General features: G+C 64.9%; 16 protein-coding genes and 2 pseudogenes. 1 reads left to right on the top strand and 17 read right to left on the bottom strand.

The annotated features are described in order from the left end of the window. Positions 1-102: 102 nt before the first annotated feature. From ACFW9Z_RS35870 to tvaA, 17 genes and pseudogenes are all read right to left on the bottom strand, one after another. Positions 103-1,188 (bottom strand): Zn-dependent alcohol dehydrogenase, encoded by a 1,086-nt coding sequence (locus ACFW9Z_RS35870; protein WP_384647881.1) that lies wholly within the window; start codon positions 1,186-1,188, stop codon positions 103-105. A 33-nt stretch (positions 1,189-1,221) separates the two neighbouring features. Beyond that, positions 1,222-2,616 (bottom strand): aldehyde dehydrogenase family protein, encoded by a 1,395-nt coding sequence (locus ACFW9Z_RS35865; RefSeq protein ID WP_384647879.1) that lies wholly within the window; start codon positions 2,614-2,616, stop codon positions 1,222-1,224. A 161-nt stretch (positions 2,617-2,777) separates the two neighbouring features. Beyond that, positions 2,778-4,157: an ABC transporter ATP-binding protein gene (locus ACFW9Z_RS35860; RefSeq protein ID WP_384647877.1), complete on the bottom strand. Its 1,380-nt coding sequence runs from the start codon at positions 4,155-4,157 to the stop codon at positions 2,778-2,780. A gap of 140 nt (positions 4,158-4,297) precedes the next feature. Beyond that, a pseudogene (locus ACFW9Z_RS35855) lies at positions 4,298-5,399 on the bottom strand (MFS transporter). Between the two features lie 37 nt (positions 5,400-5,436). Continuing rightward, a complete protein-coding gene (locus ACFW9Z_RS35850) occupies positions 5,437-6,897 on the bottom strand; it encodes a CitMHS family transporter (RefSeq protein WP_384647875.1) in 1,461 nt (486 codons plus the stop codon). Between the two features lie 360 nt (positions 6,898-7,257). Beyond that, positions 7,258-7,839: a hypothetical protein gene (locus ACFW9Z_RS35845; protein WP_384647873.1), complete on the bottom strand. Its 582-nt coding sequence runs from the start codon at positions 7,837-7,839 to the stop codon at positions 7,258-7,260. A 138-nt stretch (positions 7,840-7,977) separates the two neighbouring features. Continuing rightward, positions 7,978-8,814 carry a hypothetical protein gene (locus tag ACFW9Z_RS35840; protein WP_384647871.1) on the bottom strand — a complete coding sequence of 279 codons (837 nt, stop codon included), beginning with the start codon at positions 8,812-8,814 and terminating at the stop codon, positions 7,978-7,980. Between the two features lie 12 nt (positions 8,815-8,826). Further along, the gene (locus tag ACFW9Z_RS35835; protein WP_384647868.1) at positions 8,827-9,609 is read right to left on the bottom strand and encodes a C1 family peptidase; all 783 of its coding nucleotides are present in this window, start codon (positions 9,607-9,609) and stop codon (positions 8,827-8,829) included. Continuing rightward, a complete protein-coding gene (locus ACFW9Z_RS35830; protein WP_384647866.1) occupies positions 9,602-10,444 on the bottom strand; it encodes a phytanoyl-CoA dioxygenase family protein in 843 nt (280 codons plus the stop codon). The genes ACFW9Z_RS35835 and ACFW9Z_RS35830 overlap by 8 nt, the downstream gene beginning before the upstream one ends. Beyond that, positions 10,425-11,129 (bottom strand): TfuA-like protein, encoded by a 705-nt coding sequence (locus ACFW9Z_RS35825; protein WP_384647863.1) that lies wholly within the window; start codon positions 11,127-11,129, stop codon positions 10,425-10,427. The genes ACFW9Z_RS35830 and ACFW9Z_RS35825 overlap by 20 nt, the downstream gene beginning before the upstream one ends. After that, entirely contained in the window at positions 11,126-12,490 is a 1,365-nt protein-coding gene (locus tag ACFW9Z_RS35820; RefSeq protein WP_384647861.1) for a YcaO-like family protein, read from the bottom strand. The genes ACFW9Z_RS35825 and ACFW9Z_RS35820 overlap by 4 nt, the downstream gene beginning before the upstream one ends. Next, positions 12,490-13,707, bottom strand: a complete 1,218-nt coding sequence (locus tag ACFW9Z_RS35815; protein ID WP_384647859.1) for a 50S ribosomal protein L11 methyltransferase — start codon at positions 13,705-13,707, stop codon at positions 12,490-12,492. The genes ACFW9Z_RS35820 and ACFW9Z_RS35815 overlap by 1 nt, the downstream gene beginning before the upstream one ends. Beyond that, positions 13,704-14,279, bottom strand: coding sequence for a flavoprotein (locus ACFW9Z_RS35810; RefSeq protein ID WP_384647857.1), 576 nt, complete (start codon positions 14,277-14,279; stop codon positions 13,704-13,706). The genes ACFW9Z_RS35815 and ACFW9Z_RS35810 overlap by 4 nt, the downstream gene beginning before the upstream one ends. Next, the gene (locus tag ACFW9Z_RS35805) at positions 14,272-15,177 is read right to left on the bottom strand and encodes a hypothetical protein (protein ID WP_384647855.1); all 906 of its coding nucleotides are present in this window, start codon (positions 15,175-15,177) and stop codon (positions 14,272-14,274) included. Before ACFW9Z_RS35805 ends, ACFW9Z_RS35810 begins: the two co-directional genes overlap by 8 nt. Continuing rightward, a complete protein-coding gene (locus tag ACFW9Z_RS35800; protein ID WP_384647852.1) occupies positions 15,174-16,190 on the bottom strand; it encodes a T3SS effector HopA1 family protein in 1,017 nt (338 codons plus the stop codon). Before ACFW9Z_RS35800 ends, ACFW9Z_RS35805 begins: the two co-directional genes overlap by 4 nt. A gap of 26 nt (positions 16,191-16,216) precedes the next feature. Further along, positions 16,217-17,107, bottom strand: a complete 891-nt coding sequence (locus ACFW9Z_RS35795; protein ID WP_384647850.1) for a phosphotransferase family protein — start codon at positions 17,105-17,107, stop codon at positions 16,217-16,219. Between the two features lie 226 nt (positions 17,108-17,333). Continuing rightward, the gene (tvaA, locus tag ACFW9Z_RS35790) at positions 17,334-17,561 is read right to left on the bottom strand and encodes a thioviridamide family RiPP peptide (RefSeq protein WP_384647848.1); all 228 of its coding nucleotides are present in this window, start codon (positions 17,559-17,561) and stop codon (positions 17,334-17,336) included. A gap of 147 nt (positions 17,562-17,708) precedes the next feature. Here tvaA and ACFW9Z_RS35785 point away from each other — a divergent pair. Further along, positions 17,709-18,050, top strand: a pseudogene (locus ACFW9Z_RS35785) (transposase family protein); the annotation flags it as partial. Between the last annotated feature and the right edge of the window lie 295 nt (positions 18,051-18,345).

Raw genomic sequence — 18,345 nt, 5'->3', positions numbered from 1 at the left:
GTCAAACTGCCGTCGTCGCCCGAAGGGCGGCCGCGCGGCGCATGGTCGCTGCGAGCGTGCGTGCCAGGCGTCGCGCGGCAGGCGGCAGTTTGACGACAGGCCCTAGCCCTGGAACACCACCAGCGCCCGGCCGCCCTTGCCCGCGATCATGTTGTCGAAGGCGGCGGGGATACCGTCCAGGGCGATGCGTTCGGTGACCATCATCGACAGGTCGAAGCGGCCCGCGCGGATGTGGTCGGCCAGGGCCGGGAGGTCGCGGGCCGGGTCGCTGTTGCCGTAGACGCAGCCCGTCAGGGACCGGCCCCAGTGGAAGATCTCCAGGGCGTTGAAGGTGACCTGCTGGTCCTTGCCGCCGATCCCGACGACCGTCGTACGGCCGCCGCGCCGGGTGGACTCCCAGGCGGCCCGGATGGTCGCGGGGCGGCCGACGCACTCCACGGCGACGTCCGTGCCCTGGCCGCCGGTCAGTTTGCGGATCTCGCGCGGGGTGGTGGCGGAGGCGATGACGTAGTCGGTGGCCCCCGCCTGCCGGGCCAGCTCCTCCTTGGCCGGGGAGACGTCGACCGCGATGATCCGGGAGGCGCCCGCGATCCGGGCGGCCTGGAGCACGGCGAGGCCGACGCCGCCGATCCCGAAGACGACCACGCTCTCGCCCTCACGGACCCGGGCGCTGTGGTGGATGGCCCCGTAGCCGGTGAGGACCGCGCAGCCGAGGAGGGCGGCGTCGGTGAGGGGGATGCCGTCGGGGGCCGGGAGCACACAGTTCGCGGCGACGACGGTCTCCTCCGCGAAGGCCGCCACGTTGAGACCGGGGTGGAGGCCGGTGCCGTCGGCCGTACGGGCGTGAAGGTTGGCGGTCCCCTTCAGCGCGTCGGCGCAGAGCCAGACCTCGCCGATCCCGCAGTGGAAGCAAGCACCGCAGGAGGGCGCCCAGTTGAGGACCACGCCGTCGCCGGGCGCGACATGGGTGACACCCTCGCCGACGGCGACGACCGTTCCGGCGCCTTCATGGCCGAGGACGGCGGGCACCGGGACGCGCATGGTGCCGTTGGAGAGGGACAGGTCGGAGTGGCAGACCCCGGCGGCGGCGAGCGCGATGCGCACCTGGTCGGGGCCGGGCTCCGGCAGGACGATGTCGGTGATCTCCAACGGAGCTCCGACGGCGGGCAGTACGGCGGCGCGGACCACGAACAGGCTCCTCTATCAGCAGGGTTACGGGGGTCAGAACTGGAGCGACTTGGTCTGGAGGTACTCCGCCAGACCGTGCGGCCCCAGCTCTCGCCCCACCCCCGACTGCTTGTAACCGCCGAAGGGGGCCAGCGGGTTGAACCGGCCGCCGTTGATGTCGACCTGTCCGGTCTCCATCCGGCGGGCGAAGGCCACCGCCTCCTCGTCGTCCGCCGCCCACACCGCGCCCGCGAGCCCGTACACCGTGCCGTTGGCGATCCGGAGGGCGTCGTCCACGTCCTCGTACCGGAGGATCGAGACCACCGGGCCGAAGATCTCCTCCTGGGCGATGGTCATGTCCGGGGTGACGTCGGCGAAGACGGTGGGGCTGACGTAGTAGCCGGTCTCCAGGGGCGCTTCGGGGCCTCCGGCGACCAGCCGGGCGCCCTCCTCCAGGCCCTTGCGGATGTAACCGCTCACCCGGGCCTGCTGTTTGGCGTTGACGAGCGGGCCGACCCGTTCGCCGGGTACGTACTTGGCGACGGCCGCCTGGGCGAGCTCCACGGCCTCCTCGTACCGCTCGGCGTCGACCAGCATCCGGGTCCAGGCGCTGCACGTCTGGCCGGAGTTGGTCATCACGTTGGCGATGCCCACATTGACCGCCTTGGCGAGGTCGGCGCCGGGCAGGATCACGTTGGCGGACTTGCCGCCGAGTTCGAGGGCGACGCGCTTGACGGCGCCCCCGGCGGTGGCGCCGATCTGCCTGCCGACGGCGGTCGAGCCGGTGAACGAGACCAGGTCGACGCCCTCGTGCCCGGCGAGCGCCTGACCGGCGACCGGGCCGAGGCCGGTGACCAGGTTGAAGACCCCGGCGGGCAGCCCGGCGGCCTCGGTGGCCTCGGCGAAGAGCTGGGCGGTGAGCGGGGTGTCCTCGGCCGGCTTGAGGACGACCGTGCAGCCGGCGGCGAGCGCGGGGGCGACCTTGGCGACGATCTGGTGGAGCGGGTAGTTCCAGGGGGTGATCGCGCCGACGACCCCGACCGGCTCCAGCAGGACGGTGGAGTTGCCGATCCTTCCCTCGAAGGCGTAGGAGGCGGCCAGTTCGGCGTACGAGGCGGCGACCAGCACCGGGACGCCCGCGTGGACCATCTGCGAGAGCGGCAGCGGTGCGCCCAGCTCGGCGGTGATCGTCTCGGCCAGCTCGTCCTTGCGGGCTGCCAGCGCGTCGCTGAGTGCGGAGAGCCGGGCGGCGCGCTCGGCGGGCGGGGTGGCGGCCCAGCCGGGGAACGCGGCGCGGGCGGCCTTCACCGCCGCGTCGACGTCCTCGGCCGTACCCGCCGGTACGTGAGCGATGAGCTGCTCGTCGGCCGGGTTCACGACCGCGATCGCGTCCTGGCCGACGGCGGGCCGCCACGCGCCGCCGATGTACATCTGGTCATGGGCCTTCATGGCTGTTTCCTCCCGGACGGGCTGTACCGGCGCTCTGGCGGGTGCGAGGCGCCCTCGCACCCGCCCAAACTAGCGCCGTTAGTTTTTGGGCGCCAGGGAGCTTCCGGAGACGCCGGTCACGCGGGGAGGCGTGCGCCGGGCCTGATCATCGGGGAGGGGGTTCAGCCGTCCAGGCCGGGGACGTCCTGCGGCAGCGGGCAGATACGGCGGCCGTAGTGGTCGAAGACGTACAGGTGGGCCAGGTCCACCAGCAGCGGCACCTGACCGCCGGTCCGCAGCCGCATGTCGGGGCCGGTACGCACCACCAGGTCGCCGGAGACCACGGAGGGCCGGTCCGGGGTGCGGACCGCCGCCGGGTCCGGGGCGGGGTCGTCGAGGGTGACGACGGGACCGCTGATCCGCGCTCCGGCCCGGCCGCCCTTCAGCCGGTCCAGGACGCCGAGGGCGCCACCCTGTCCACGGAGGCCCCCGTGGCCCACCGCGGCCCTGCGGCGGCGGGGCATGGCCCGGGGGTGGGCCGATTCGAGGTCCGGGACGAGGGCCGCCCGCGAACCGGTGTTGAGGTGGACCAGCGCCTCGTGCCCCTGGTACTCCACGTGCTCGACGATCCCGCTCAGCGCCACCTCACCGGGGCGGGCATGGCTGGGCGGGGCGATCCGGACCGCCTCCGAGCGCAGCCCCACGATGATCCGGCGGCCCTGCTGAATGCGGAGCAACTGGTGGTCGGCGCTGAGGGGTTCGGGCAGGGCGAGCCGCTGGCGGCCGAGGTCGATCGACATCCGCCCCTCCAACGGGGCGTGGACGACCGCCTGGAGGAGGTTGATCCGCGGGGTGCCGATGAACGCGGCCACGAAGACGTTCTCGGGCAGGGCGTAGACCTCGCGGGGCGGGCTGACCTGTTGCAGGACTCCGCCACGCATCACCGCCACCCGGTCACCCAGCGACATCGCCTCGGCCTGATCGTGCGTCACATACACGGTGGTGACGCCGAGTTCCCTGGTGAGCAGCGCGATCTCGGCGCGCAGATGGTTGCGGAGCTTGGCGTCCAGGTTGGAGAGCGGTTCGTCCATCAGGAAGACGGAGGGCCTGCGGGAGATCGCCCGCCCCATCGCCACGCGCTGCCGCTCGCCGCCGGAGAGCTGGGCCGGGTAGCGGTCGAGTATGTGCTCGATGCCGAGCATCCGGGCCGTGGCCTCGATGCGGGCACTGTTGTCCTCGCGCGGGTTCTCCAGCTTCAGCGGGAAGCCGATGTTGGCGCGGTTGGTCATGCTCGGGTACAGCGCGAAGTTCTGGAACACCATGGCCATCCCGCGTTCGCGCGGCGGGATGTGGTTGGCGTACGCGCCGTCGAGCAGCAGCTCGCCCTCGCTGATCTCCTCCAGCCCCGCGATCATGCGCAGCACGGTCGACTTGCCGCAGCCGGAGGGGCCGAGCAGCACGATGAACTCGCCCGGGTCGATGGAGAGCGTGAACCGGTCGACGGCCCGCCGGTCCCGGCCGTAGCTCTTGCTGACGTGGTGCAGGGAGATGGCGCGCGTCATGAAGGTCCGCCCGGGGTGAAGGTGTGGCGTCGCGGTGGGGAGCGGCTGGGAGGGAAGTTAGCCCACGGGGCGGGGTGTGGGAATGACTCGCGCGAAGGTTGGGGCGTGTGGGACGTACGGAGTTGGGTGGGGCTGGTGCGTCAGGAGCGGTTCCGGTTGGCTGGGAACGCACTGTCGCCCTGTTCCCGTCCGCGTACGGGCGTCGGCTCCGGTGGTACGGAGGTGGGTTCCGGCGGCACGGAGGAGGTACGGGCCGCTCGTCTGCCGCGCAGGGCCAGGGCCAGGGCCGTGGGCCGGGCCTCGGCGGGCGCGACCTGGACCACCGTGGTCATCGACAGCGGCTGACCGACGCCGAGGCAGAACCCGAGTACCGCCAGCATGACGGCGAGCACCGGGACGGGGGCCGGGAGGACCATCCCCGCGCAGAGCAGGCCGGTCGGCCGGCAGGCAGCTGGTGGCCAGCAGGGCCGTCCGGCCGAGGAGCCGCAGCATCGGGGTCATCACCAGGCGGCAGGCGATGGTGGCGGCGGCCCGCAGGCTGAGCAGCAACCCGACCGTGGCGGGGGCGATCCCCCGGTGCTCGCCGACCACCGGCAGGTATGCGGTGAGGGTGTCGGTCGAGGACAGGACCGCCATGCTGATGAAGATCCCGGCCGGGACACCTCGCGCCCCGAGGGTCGTGGTGACCGGGACCTTGGCCGCCCCCGCCTTCGTGGCGGGCCCGGCGCCGGGCGTACGCCGGTGCTCGATGCGCCACAGCGAGGTGAGCGCGACCGCGCAGACGCCCGACGAGACGAGGAGCGCGAGTGCGCTCGTACGCCCCAGAGCACCGCTCTCCCCGGAGATCAGCACTCCCGCCTCGATCGGGCCGCCCAGCTGGCCGAGCGAGGCACCGATGGTGAAGTGGCCGAAGTTGCGGTCCTGTTCGGCCGGGGCGGACTGCCGGGCCACGATCGACTGGGCGCCGATCACGAAGTAGGGATGGCCGAGGCCCATCACCCCGCTCCAGGCAGCCATCGCGGGCAGGGAGAAGACCGTACCGCTGAGTGCGCAGCCGCCCGAGATCAGGACCACGCCGGGCGGCAGCAGCGGCGCGCACCGGCCATGGTCGGTGCGGCGGCCGAGCGGGACGGCGGCGAACAGCGGCAGCAGCGCGTAGACCCCGGCGATGACGAGGCGCAGCAGCCAGCCCCTGCCGGGCCCGGGTCGCGGTGCCGGTGCCGGTGCCGGTGCCGGTGACATCGGTGACATCAGAAGGTGCTCGTCAGCGCGGGTGACATCAGATCGTGCCGAAGAGGACGCCCGCCGCGAGCACGACCAACGAGGTGAGCACCGCCCACTTCACCGTGAACCGCGTGTGGTCGCCGAACTCCACCTTCGCCATGCCGACGAGAACGTACACGGCGGGAACCAGCGGCGAGGACATGTGCAGCGCCTGACCGGCCAGGGAGGCGCGGGCGATCTCCAGCGGGGAGACTCCGTGGGCCGCGCCGGCTTCGGCGAGGACGGGGACGACGCCGAAGTAGAAGCCGTCGTTGGACATGAAGTAGGTGAGCGGCAGGCTGAGCAGCCCGGTGACGATGGCCATGTGCGGGCCCATCGCGTCGGGGACGGCCCCGACCACCCAGTCGGCCATGCTCTCGACCATGCCGGTGCCGGTGAGGACGCCGGTGAAGACGGCGGCGGCGAAGACCATGCCGGAGACGTTGAGGACGTTGTCGGCGTGGGCGGCGATCCGGGCCCGCTGATCGGGCATGTGGGGGAAGTTGACGGTGAGGGCGAGGGCGGCGCCCAGGAGGAAGAGCACCGGGATCGGCATCAGTTCCATGATCATGGCGGTGAGCAGGGCGACGGTCAGACCGGCGTTGAACCAGTAGAGCTTGGGCCGCAGGGTGGACCGGTTGGGGTCGAGGCCCTTGAACTCCTCGTCGCCCTCGCCCGCGTTCTCCTCGTCATCCGCCGGGTCCGCCGCGCCCGCTCCGGAGCCGCCGAAGCCGGTGGGGCCGGTGCCGCCGAAGCCGGTGGAGCCCTTGCGGAGAGGGTCCTCGCCACCGCCCGTACCGCCCGCCCCCGCCCGTACGGTCTCCTGCTCCGGCTCCCGTACCGGCGCCTCGTCCAGCGTGAGCAGCCCCAGCCGCTTGCGCTCGCGCAGGCCCAGCACGTACGAGAGCAGGAACACGGCAAGCAGTCCGACCGCGAGCGCCGGGATCATGGGGATGAAGATCTCGGAGGCGTCCAGCTTGAGCGCGGTCGCGGCCCGGGCGGTGGGGCCGCCCCAGGGAAGGGTGTTCATGACACCGTTCGCCGTGGCCGCCACCCCGGTCATCACGACCAGGCTCATCTTCAGGCGTTTGTAGAGCGGGTACATCGCCGAGACGGTGATCATGAACGTGGTGGAGCCGTCGCCGTCCAGCGAGACGATCGCGGCGAGCACCGCCGTACCGACGACGATCCGCATCGGGTCCGCCTTGCAGAACCGCAGGATGCCCCGGACGATCGGATCGAAGAGGCCGACGTCGATCATCACGCCGAAGTAGACGATGGCGAACATCAGCATGGCGGCGGTCGGCGCCAGGTTGCCGACGCCTTCGATGACGTAGTCGCCGAGCTGTGCTCCCTGCCCGACGGCGACACAGAACAGTGCGGGGATCAGTACCAGCGCCGCGATCGGCGACATCTTCTTCGTCATGATCAGGACCAGAAAGGTCGCGATCATGGCGAAGCCGAGGATTGTCAGCATGGGGGATACCTAACGTTCATCCTTGAACTCCCACCGGTCTCGGCGGTCCGGACGACGTTAGGGGCCCCCTCTCGGCGTTAACAAGATGTTGACGCGTGAGCAATACGAGCAAAACCCCAGGTCAGCGCGACCCTGTTAGAGGGACGGGGTCACCCAGTGGCTGAGCGTTCTCGGCTGATGGGCGTGACCAGGTCGAGTGCGTGGTCGGGACGTGACCGGTGGTGATCTGCGGCTTCCGATTCCGAGTGATTGCTCCAGCGGACGAGATTGGCCAGGGCGATCGTGGGGTTGCGGAAGGTGGTCAGGGCTCGGGGAGTGTTACCGGTACGCACGCGGCGGGCGTCCTTGTGGAGGGTGGTGTCACGGACGTGGTGCAATGCGTCCACTTGCCGGTGCCCGCCTGCGGCCTCGGCAGGTTGGGACGCAGTGGCCCTGCTCGGCGGTCAGGCTGATGACGGCGTAGACGCGCTCGATGGTGACTTTGCCGGTCCGTATGTCGCGTCGGCGGCCGCACGACCTGAAGCGCCTGCACGGCGTGCGGGAAGGCGATCGGGTGACCGTGGCGGCCTTGAGCCGGCGGATCTCGTCGTGGCCGTGACCGGTCTGGCACGTCTTGTCCAGGAGCGGAACGTCCCGCCGGGCAGCTGCCCCACCACCGCTTGAAGGCCGGGATGGTCGGCCTTGACCAGCAATGCAGTGGGCGTTCTTCTCCTCGACGAGAAAGCGTGCGTGATCGGTCTGCGTCAGCAGCACGTCGAACGTGACGACGGTGCCGGCGAGTTCGAACGAGGTGAGCAGGGGCTGGAACGCGGTGATCTCGTTGCTCTTGGTGTCGACCTGACGCCGGGTGATCACGGCGCGTTCACCGCGCACCACCACGGCGAGCAGATGGACCGCGGTGCGGGTGGCGATGCGCGAGCCGCGCAGGGACTTGCCGTCCACGACCAGGGCTCACAGCCCTTCGGCCGGTTCGACGTGGCCGGCGAGCCAGTCTCCGACAGCCCGGTCCAGAACGTCGGCGTCGATCCGGGCAACGCGCACGATCACAGCCAACTACTCATCCCGCCAGGCGAGAACGCTTCAGCCCTGGGCAACGGCTCGTCCTATCAACTCCTGCGCTTGTCGCCTGTCGTCTACATAGAAGACGACCTGGGCCAGGGGATCCCCTGACAATCGCGGATTCAGGGTGGTTAGTTCCACGATGTCGGCCGTCTTTACCGCAAGGTTCGCCTGACCTCCAACGGCCATGACCAGCTTCTCCCCCACCCGTGCGGCGGAGCTCGTGGACTCCGGTTGGCCACTCACCGCATGTACACCGTTGATCGCCGACAACGGGATCACCACATCGTGGAATGCGCTGAACCTCAGGCGCAAGCGACCGCCTCCGACGACATGGGGATAGCAGATCACGGAGGCGATGAAGCCGACCAGCCAGACGAATCCGAGTATTCCCAGGATGAGCGCAACCACCCTGACTCCGGGAGGCAGCAGCAGGTGCAAGAGGAACGCGACGATCCCATCGACCACTGCGATGCTCACCAGCATGGCGACGAGCGGACCGGAATACCCCATGGACTTTTCCTGTTCCCGCACATCACGACGGCCGGTGAGCAGCATCACGATCGCTCTGAGGAGCATGAAATCCTGGCGCACATAACGGGCGACGGCGACGGGGAAGAATTCGGCGAGTGAACCCTCGAGGGCGAATGAAAAATCGACCCCGGAGGCCCTGGCTGCCCGGATCGCTTTCACGATGATAAAGACTTCGAAGATCACAAATACGGCAAGGCAAAGCTCCATGATGATGGTGAACTTTGCTGCGGACGAGAAGTCAATGACGCCGGTGAGCACCAAGACAATTTCTAAAGCAATCACAAGCAGAGCGGCGCTTCCCAGCACTTTTCGCAACTTGCCCATACACAATGCCTTTCAATCCAGTCTGACCACCTGCGGCCGTTCCGCTTCGCACGGGACCGTACCATTTCTTGGTATCTCCCCCAACGGATAGACGACCCAAACATCTCGCACCCTACCAGTGAGGGCATACTCGTAGGGGAGCCAGCCCGTTCCACCTTCTCCCCACTCCGCTCCCCATGAGTTCTGGAAGCGAAATGCCCCTACAGTCCGCGGTTCATGTCGGCACTCTTGCGTATCGCTGAAACCTGTAACCAACACGACATGGTGCCCAAACGCAGCCTGATCTGCCGAGAGCGCAGGGAGGTGACCGTCACTGAACCCCGGAAACTGCGCAGGGTGCAAGGGGAACTCCAGAGAGAAGGGCTTCCCGCGCGACACGAGCGCACGGAGCTCCTGCACCAGTCCTTCTCCCTCGGTAGGCAACCGCTCACGTTCGTCGGCACGCCGAATCTCTGGCCGGAAACGACTGTGCTGTACTGCCAGCACAGATTCCGGAGGACGTTCCTCCACACCATCCTTCTCCCACGGCCAGCGGGATTCGGCGACCAACCCCCACTTGGACCACGCCTCCATGCAGTCGATGAGGCGGGTGCCACGGCGCCCGGAGCGTCCCGCTAATTCACGTGACGACCAGTAGAGGTGCCTCACCGAGGCCGGCTCGTCGAAAGGAAGCACAGTCGCTGCCAACGAGCACGTGACAACCGCCGCGCATGCGGGCACGTCCGTCTGATCGCACACAGGCTGCCGCCCCTCAGGGAGGAGCGGCACATGGCAGGTTGATGACGGCTTATCCATCAGTCCTGGCTCGCTTCCGGTACTCGCCGATGATCATGCGGTCACGCCGCTGGCACGCCTTGCGGAACTCCCCAAGAGCGGCCGGGGAGTAAGGCACCCTCAATCGTGGCTCATGGATGAACCTGCCGAACTGGTCCTGGCCACGCACCAGGAGCGCCGAGTCCTCACCCGACGGGAAGAGTTCCGGCGAGATGAAATCGACAGCGACGCAGAGGCGATCCGAGTCGGATTCGTTCACGGTGGAACAGTGGACCGTCGTCGGCAGATGCATGGAGGCCTCTCCCGGTGAGAGTCGGACATCGACAGCCGTGTCCTCCTCCACCTCAACAAGAACGGACTCGCCGCGCATAATGTCCTCTGGGGAGTTGCTGCGGAATGCGTGCGCCACCAACTCACCGTGCATTCCCCTAGCGAATCGCATCGTGCCGTTCTCTGGAATGGTTTGTGTGAGGGCGACCCAGATTCGCACAGTCTTGCCGATCATGCCTGTCCACCCGAAATAGGGCGCGTCCTGGTGCCATGCCAAATCTTCGCCCGAACCCGCAGCGCGCTTGAATATGTTGATCGACCACACCATGAGATCAGGCCCGATAACAGCTTCAGCCAGGTCGATGAGCGATTCCTCATGCACGAACTCGTCTGCCCAACCGGCCAGGAGATGTACCTTCGGATAGTTCCAGCGCGAACGTACGTCACCCCCGATCCGCGCCGAGACGGTCTCCCATTCCAAGACTTGCTGGCGGTAGGCTGCCGCTTTGTCCGCGGCGAACACCCTAACCGGAAAATAAAACCCGTCACGCTGGAGAGCGTCCGCATCAACGAGTCGAGAGCGCACGATGCGAAACCCCCTTTGGCTGCGTGCCCGCGTTGTTCTTCAAATCCCCCATCATGCGATCGAGGAGCTGGATGCCATCCAGGCGCTTAATGTTCGCCTCGGGACGCCCCAGGAGATCCTGCAGCGTCTCCTTCTCGACGTCCGTAAGTGCACCGTCGGCTCGAAAAAGTACCATCCTGACCGTACGGTCAGGGAAGTATGCCTTTTTGGCGAGGCCCAGGAAGCGATCAGCCAACTCCGCTGACACGTCCCCCCTATTGACGGCGTCCTGCAACCCAAGCCGCCAACTGATCAGCGGTTCGGAAGCAGGTTGCAGCCCTTCCGGGTCGAACGTGACCGCCACCTCGTCCTCCTGGTCGGTCCTCCCCGAGTCGTACTCTTCAAAGATTCTCCCAATTCCGACCATCCCAAACGGAACGCACTCCACCGCACGCAGTGCACCCATACTGGATGCTCCATACGTCGGGATGCCGCGGTCGATGGCTCGGAGCACCTCTTTCGGCGAAATGCTGAGGCTCTGGAGAAAACGCCCGTCGATGATCCCGATGGCTTGCGGCCACTCGTCTCGTTCGAGCAGTGCGTCTATGTCGCCGCGTGCCACTGGAGGTAGCCACTCGACGTCGTACTGGTTCGCCACCTCGTCGGGCCTGATGCTGGTTCCTGTGAAAACGACGGGGCGGCTCATGCGGAGCCCCTTCCTGAGAGTTCCTGCTTCTTACGGCTGGACAGCACATCCGAAACTGCGCGATTCCACGCCTGAGCGCTGCGCGCTCCCAGGCGGCAGTGATCCACAGCCCAGGACTCAAGGCCGGGCACTATGATTCGGACCACCGCGACGGGCATGTGGGGCGGGCTCAAGTCATAGACGAGGACACGTGGGAGTCCAGCGGCCTTGATGGCTTCCAGCATGTAACTGACGTCGTCCATGATGTCGCTGCTCGGAGTGGATTTAATGCTCCCGAAGTCCACCGTTCTGCTGGCGGGAAGCCAGGCCCACGCCTCTCGATCCAGCTTGGCCGACCTGCGGACATGGAACTGATACTTCGGCACGTCAGTGCCCGGCAAGGTGATGTCTTCTCGCATCGCCTGGATGTCGACGGCTCGCCCCTGGGCGCACTCCGTGATCGCGCGCACCAATGCAACTTCGGCGTCGGGGTGTGTGCCGAACCCGCCGTGACCCTGCGAGGTGTGCGGCCCCAGGTTCTCTGCTGTGGCAACGAAGAAGCTCGGTACGCCCAAGTCGGAGGTGATGTCCACGATGCGGACATCGAGACCGGCAGCCCTGTACTTTTCCACTAAGGCCATCGCCCTCGGGGGAAGGGAGTGGACTCTCACGTGCGGGTGCCGACCTCGCAATTCGTCGATGATCTGTTCCTTCTCAACACCAAGGTCCAGCCCTCCCCTCTTAAGGGCCTGCGGCAGTCGGTTGCTGATGACCTCCGCGATCGTCATCGAGTCGCGCTCGACGAGTTCGGAGAGCGCGTGACAGATTGCCTCTTCCAGCGAGTTTCCCGAGGCGAGGCCGTTGGTGGTCGTGATCTTGTAGCAGGGCTGCTCATGCAAGCGAGGCTGATATACAGCGCCGTCCTGGGGAACAAGAACGCGCTCCTCGTTGAGCAGGTCCCAGCACCAGACCCACGAGATCGGATTCGCATCCCGGTAGTCCCCAGCGACCTCCAGGTTGTACTCACTTGGATGCATTACCGGGTGACCGCTCGCGACCAGCTCGTTGTACGTGGCGACGTAGTCCGGCCGAACGGGGAGCCAGGCCGCGAACCGTTCCACAGCTTCCATCACTGCCGACACCTTGGCATCGATCGAGCGGAACCCCTTTCCGTTGTACACGGAAATAATGTCGTTCGATCGCGGGGAGATCGCATTGTAGACGGGAAGCCCGATACGGTCCAGGTGCGTGATGTCGGCGACCCGGGTAACGCCTGCGCGCAGAATGTGTGGAGAGACTCGCTCCCAAGTTTCCTCGGCGCTGAACTCACGGTGCACACCAGGGCCGTTCTTCTTCATCACCGACTTGCGCAGGTCCATCATCAGGCATTTCCTCCTTCTCGGAGCCACACAGCGGAAAGCCCTTCGCCTTGGTATCGGTAGCCCAATCCAACCTGCTCGCCGACGCTCACCTGCCGCGCTTCGCTGAAGGCCCAGCATGCTGTGAACCAATGGCTGCGACGGCTACCGGACTCAGGGGCAGCGGAGAGAACGGTCTGCGGGGAAAGTTGTGCATCGAACGACAGAACCGCGCCGTTCACGCGGCCCGTGCGAGTGATGGCCACGGATGCCTCGGATTCGAATTTCTTGACATCGTCGGCCAAGCTGGCGACGAAGATGTCGGTGGGTTCCGACATATCTACCCACTGGCTGACCTCTTCGGGGCGCTCGTAGAATCCAGCCACACGTTGCGTGTCGATCTCGTACATGGCCGAGAAGTCGAATCCATACCAGTTCCTCCACGTCTCGATGTGCCGCTTCGTGACCCGCTGTTTCTCAACAACCGTTTCGGGGATTTCAACGAGTTGGATCGACGCGCGGAATGACTCTGGGACGAGCTTTACATCGGGAACCGCGAGGCGTTGACGTGCGTCTTGATAGACTTCCCAGATCAGCATGTCGAAGGCTTCGTTGCCGACGATGTCCGTGGTGATCACCGTCGCGGGTTCGGGCAACATCAGGGAGCTTGACCATCCCTTGATGAACGTGATCCTGTCCTCGAATCCATTGTCAGCCGCCACCTTCGCCGCCAGATCTCCGGAACGCGCGGGTTCCACCGCGTACACGTGCCGTGCCCCGGCTCGTGCCGCGGCCATCGCCAGCACCCCTGAGCCTGTCCCCAGGTCCAGCACGACGTCCTGTGGAGTTACCACGTCCTCGACGGCCCGTATGAACGCCCGCTTGCGCTTAGGGTCGTCGAGGATCGCGATGTTCAAAGCCGCTATGCCATAGCCTCCGTGCGGGAACATCCGCTCCGTGAAACCGACGTCCGCGGCGCTTTGCAGCAGGCCGCCATCGACGAGCTGGGAAAGGGTAGTGACGATCTCTTCTGTTGCCCGTCGGCCTCCCAAGCGACGTTGTACGACCGCGATGCCCTCTCGAACACTTCGAGGTTCGTAGAACGCGTCGAGGAGCCCCAGTCCGTACTGGTCAAACTGAAGAATCTGCTGGTCATGATGCACGCGGATACAGTTCGCGCTGTCGATCTCCACGATCAGCTCAGGCTTGCGATGCAGCACAGTGTCCGGCTGAATGTTCACTGCCCATCCCCCTCATTCGATCTGCTAGCTGCCGCTACTACGGCTTCGAGTAGTGGTTTGCGAAAGTCACCTAGGGATCCAACCTCCCTTTCACCGGTTGCCAAGGAAGCACCAGGGCCCGGGTCCACGACGGTGTATCCGTCCTTGCGTAGTTGCTCAACGGCCCGCTGAACGGCAGGTTTATTCCACGTGATCTCGCTTGTGGCCGGCATGAGGAACACCGGACAGTCAGCCGCCATGACTGTGGAACACAGAAGGTTGTCGCCCAGACCCACGGAGAGCTTTACCAGCGTGTTGGCCGTCGCCGGGAGGAGCACGATCACATCGGCGTTCCGGGCGAGCGACACATGTGACTCGCCAGGTGCCAAGTCCTCAGCAGTGGTGAGGGGACGCTGATGCAACAGATCAGAAAACGACTCAGGTGTGACGAAACGGTGAGCGGCAGGGGAAAGAATTACTTGAATCTGGAGATTCAGTTTCTGCTTGAGCCAATAAAGAACGTGGGGGGATCCCATAGAGCTGATCCCTCCACAAACACCCACGACCATCCGGATTTTTCCGAATTCACTCATGTCCCGACGCCTCGAAACTCGGCCTCAAGTCGATCCAAGCCTGCTCGACGGAGTGAAGAATTTCACCAATCTGACCGTTCTCCCCAAAGGCCCAGGTGCTCTGCGCATAATGCTTGAGGATGCGTTCTGCTACGAAACTCTCCAGATATGCAAGGTCAAGAGAGGGATCGCATGCTTCCCGGTATCCGTCAAGGAACCCCTGAATGAGGGAACACCCTGACTCAACGGCTAGATCAGCCACTGCCGCAGCCTCTACTATTTCACTGAGCAGGTATGCTACATCGACTCGCGGATCACCGAATCCTGCTTCACGCCAACCCATTACCTTGAAAACACCTCTACTCACGACCAAACCGGTCGAGAAACGACCGTGGACGAAGGTACGCAGTGAAAGGACTGGCATCCTGTCAGCATCTGCCCGCAGCTGAGGGCACTCTTCGATCGGGAGCCCCTTGAGTGCTCCGCTGATCCCTTTTCGTGCTTCCCGGTCCATTTGGAGCCAGGCGGGTTCGAGCCTCAGCGGAAGGGAATTTTCTGGGATCTCACATAAATGAAGGAGCCCCAAGAAGACTCCTAGATTCCGCACCGTTTCACCCAGGGTAAGCACTTTCCCCTGAGAAGAGTCGAACAGGTCGTCGCAGAGCAGTCTCGGGGTCTGGACCGGCTCCCACAAAGCCGACTTCTCATCCGGGATATTTGGCAGGCTTACGTGTTGGCCCACACTGCGGGTAATACCTGTCACCAGCTCTATCTCCCCCGCACCTAGGTATGGTGCCGGGTGTTGCTTGAGGCTTTCGAACCATCTGAACGTGCGCCCCTCTTGCAAACATGCTCGAGTCAAGTATGGACCTGCCATCTTGCGAACAATCCGGGGTTGCACACCCTTGACCGCTGTCATGCTGCATCCCGTCCCTCAAACGGACGGTCCAGAGACAAACCAGCCGCCTCGAACTCCTGCCGAACTATTGCTACCTTGCCATCACTGGTCTTCTCACCGACCCTGAATGCCTCTATTAGGCCCTGGGCGACAAGTTGACATCGGTGTTCTCCGAAGCTTCTCACCGCGGACCCTGCTGCGGGTTCGACCGCGAACGCCACGCCAGGAATCAGCTTCTTGGCGAAGCACGGTGAGTCATCGCGCAGATTCCCTTTCTCATCTGAGAGCAAGGAAAGCAAGTCATTTTGTAGCGGGCCGCTCCAGACTTCCGCCGGCAGGTACAGAACCGAGTTGTCGCGGCGCAAAAATGCATCCGGATGGTTGACGAGCTTGTACTGGTATTTTACGTCGCCTTGCCGAAGGAAGCGGGTGATACTGCCCAAGGTTTTGATGCCCGCTTCGGGATATTTAAGAGTGATGTACAGTCGGATGTTCTGTTCCTGGCGATCCACCGGACCGGCATCGCCCACGATGCTGTACCAGCCCATCACCGCGTATCGACGCGCAGGCGGCATTCGTACCTCAGCGGTCTGGTCCGGACCCAGGCGCACCCTGCTCAAGGGAGCCTGGACGGTTACTCCCTCCTTTGAGACCAGGGCGCCAGCCTCAGACGAAGCCTTGATTGTCCACCCCGAAGTCCAGTAGCCCCTGCAATGATGGGCGGCCTCATACTGCTCGACCAGGTCATAATCCTCGTGGTCCGAGATCGCCGCAACGGCTTGCCCCCCGTCGAGGAACAGCCGGGTCGCCGCCGCATCGCCCGCATAGTAGTGCAGGTAAATGACCCGCCAAAGATGGCGCATGACTGGGTAGTCTGCGTCAGTTTCCAGATCTCTGGGGGGCCGCAGTTTGCCCAGCTCGCTGTGTATGAGAGTGCTGGAATCAATGATTCTGCACTCCTCCGCGATCTTCCGGACCATTTGCTCATATGGTGAGACATCTACTGATGAAACATCGGGAACTGTTTGACTCACATTCACTCCCTACAGATCGACAGGCGCTAGGTGAGCCCAGACTTTTCGGGCTTGCAGATCAACCGCTCCCCTATCAGCAGACAGAGGTGGCCAATCTTTCCAAGTGCTCCAAGCTGCTGCAGTCGCATCGATGCGTGCACCACCAAGGCGAGGCCGGCGTAGGCGATAATGCGGTTTTTATTTTCGGGTTCCAGGGCGGCCTCAGCTGTGTAAGCACAAATGAGGTCCATGCTGTTGTCCCGACTGCTGACTGTCGCACTGCGGCTCCCTGATCCTGCCGCTTGCGCCCGGATCATGGGAAGCAAAAGATATGCGACAACGTAGCCGACGTCATAGAGCGGATCACCAAACCCCGCAAGCTCCCAGTCGATTATTCGGCAGTCGGTCGTCTCTCCCAGCCGGAACAGAATGTTATCGTCGCGTAAATCGAAATGAATGAGAGACTGGTGGGTCCACGCCTTGTGGAAGTCCACGAAGGCAGGTTCCAGCCGCTGCATAACCTTTAAGTACGCTTCAAAGTCGAGCCCACATCCCCACGAGTACTCTTCGAGACTCAAGTGGCAGGAGGTAGGCACCGGCAACATGAGATCCCATTCCGGATACCTGGCCCGTATGTGCGTCGCGTCCGCGCTGTGGAGGATCGCCAGACAGGTTGCCAGCTCGGAGGTGACCACGTGCGGGAGCCTGCCCGAAAGACTGAGAAGATCGCGGAGGCTGGTGGCCGGATCGAGAACTTCCAAGGCCAGCATCTTGCCATCGTCGTACGATCCTACAACGCTGGGCACAGAGCCTCGGAAGCTATCGGGAACCTCAAGTTCCCGGAGCATTTTCAGAGCTACGGACTCGTAGTTGTTGTTGAGTTCCGCGTCGTCATCCGGCCACTTCACCAGGAGAGGACTGCGCTCCTCGAACTCCACCCAGGCCACTCGACGCCTCGAGACACAGCGGCTGAAGCCACTGACAGCCGTGTGCTCGATACCCATGTGGTGAAGGGACTGTTCAACGTCGCGACGTTCCAGAGGTGCGGTGACGTAGGTGCGTGGCGAGGGCCGCGAACCCGGCCGCGGGGCGTGAAACCCCAGCGTCCGGGCCCGCAGAAAGCCCTCTGCAGCAGCAGAGAGTGGCATTGCGTTCCCTATGCCCTTAGCAGTGGGTCGCAGGCGTCACGATGACCGACCCGATGGTTCCCTGAACGCCTTCTTCCGCGGAGACATTCATCTTGTCCTCCAGGAATGCCTGGAGGTCCTCGGGGCTCAGGCCGGCGATCTCCTGGAACTCCGAGTCGATGGCGCTGAGGTCGATGTCCTGTGCCTCAGAGTTGTTGACCTGCTCGGCCAGTTCAGCAATCTGCTGCTCGTCGATGATGCTCATGCTGTCCTCCTTCTATGTGACGTTGGTCTGAACCGCGCGGTGAAATCCACAGTACGGGGCCTCGCAACGATGGATAAGAGACAGATCGGCACCATGTGTTTCCTTGACAGGACTGGCTAAAGGTTGTCCTGTAACCGCTGGTCACGGGTGAGAAGATCTGGTGTAGCTGGTTTGATCACGGCGCCGGAGCCGTTCTGGACAGCCCCGTTCACCGGGCTGAGCCCGCGTTGCTTCGGCAAGTTGGTGACGGCCGTGCGACGCGAGCCCGCTACCGAGCTTCAGCGCGAGCGACCCTGGAGCCTCCCGCCCCAGGACTGCATTCTGCTGGTCGCGGCCTACTGGAGCACGAACTTGACCAGACGCCGGATCGCCCCGCCGTTCGGCGTCTCGAACCCAGCCGCGGACCGGATCATCGGCCACCTCGGGCCGCTGCTCGCGCTCCAGCCCCGCAAGCGGTTCCGCAAGAACACCGTCCTGATCGTGGTCGGCCGACCCTGCCGGGCAACCGGCACGTCTCCCGTGACGGGGTGGAATCCGGAGCCAAGCCGCCGTCGGCAACATCATGACCATCGCCGACGGGCCAACCGACTCCACCCAGGGCTCAACTGCGCACTGATTCATGATTACTTGTGCTGCGGAACAGCCTTGGCCTCGCGGGTGGGGGGGGCCGAGCAACCCCCACCCGGAAGTGGATGAATTAAAAAATAACAAAAAAATAAAAAGGTCATTACGGGAACAAAAAAACCCCCGGGTTGTCCCCCCGGGGGGGAAAGTACCCGTGGAA

It is taken from the genome of Streptomyces sp. NPDC059452, assembly GCF_042750035.1.
Taxonomy (GTDB): domain Bacteria; phylum Actinomycetota; class Actinomycetes; order Streptomycetales; family Streptomycetaceae; genus Streptomyces.
The sequence above is the reverse complement of the archived record's forward strand: the minus strand, read 5'-3'. Positions and strand labels throughout refer to the sequence as shown.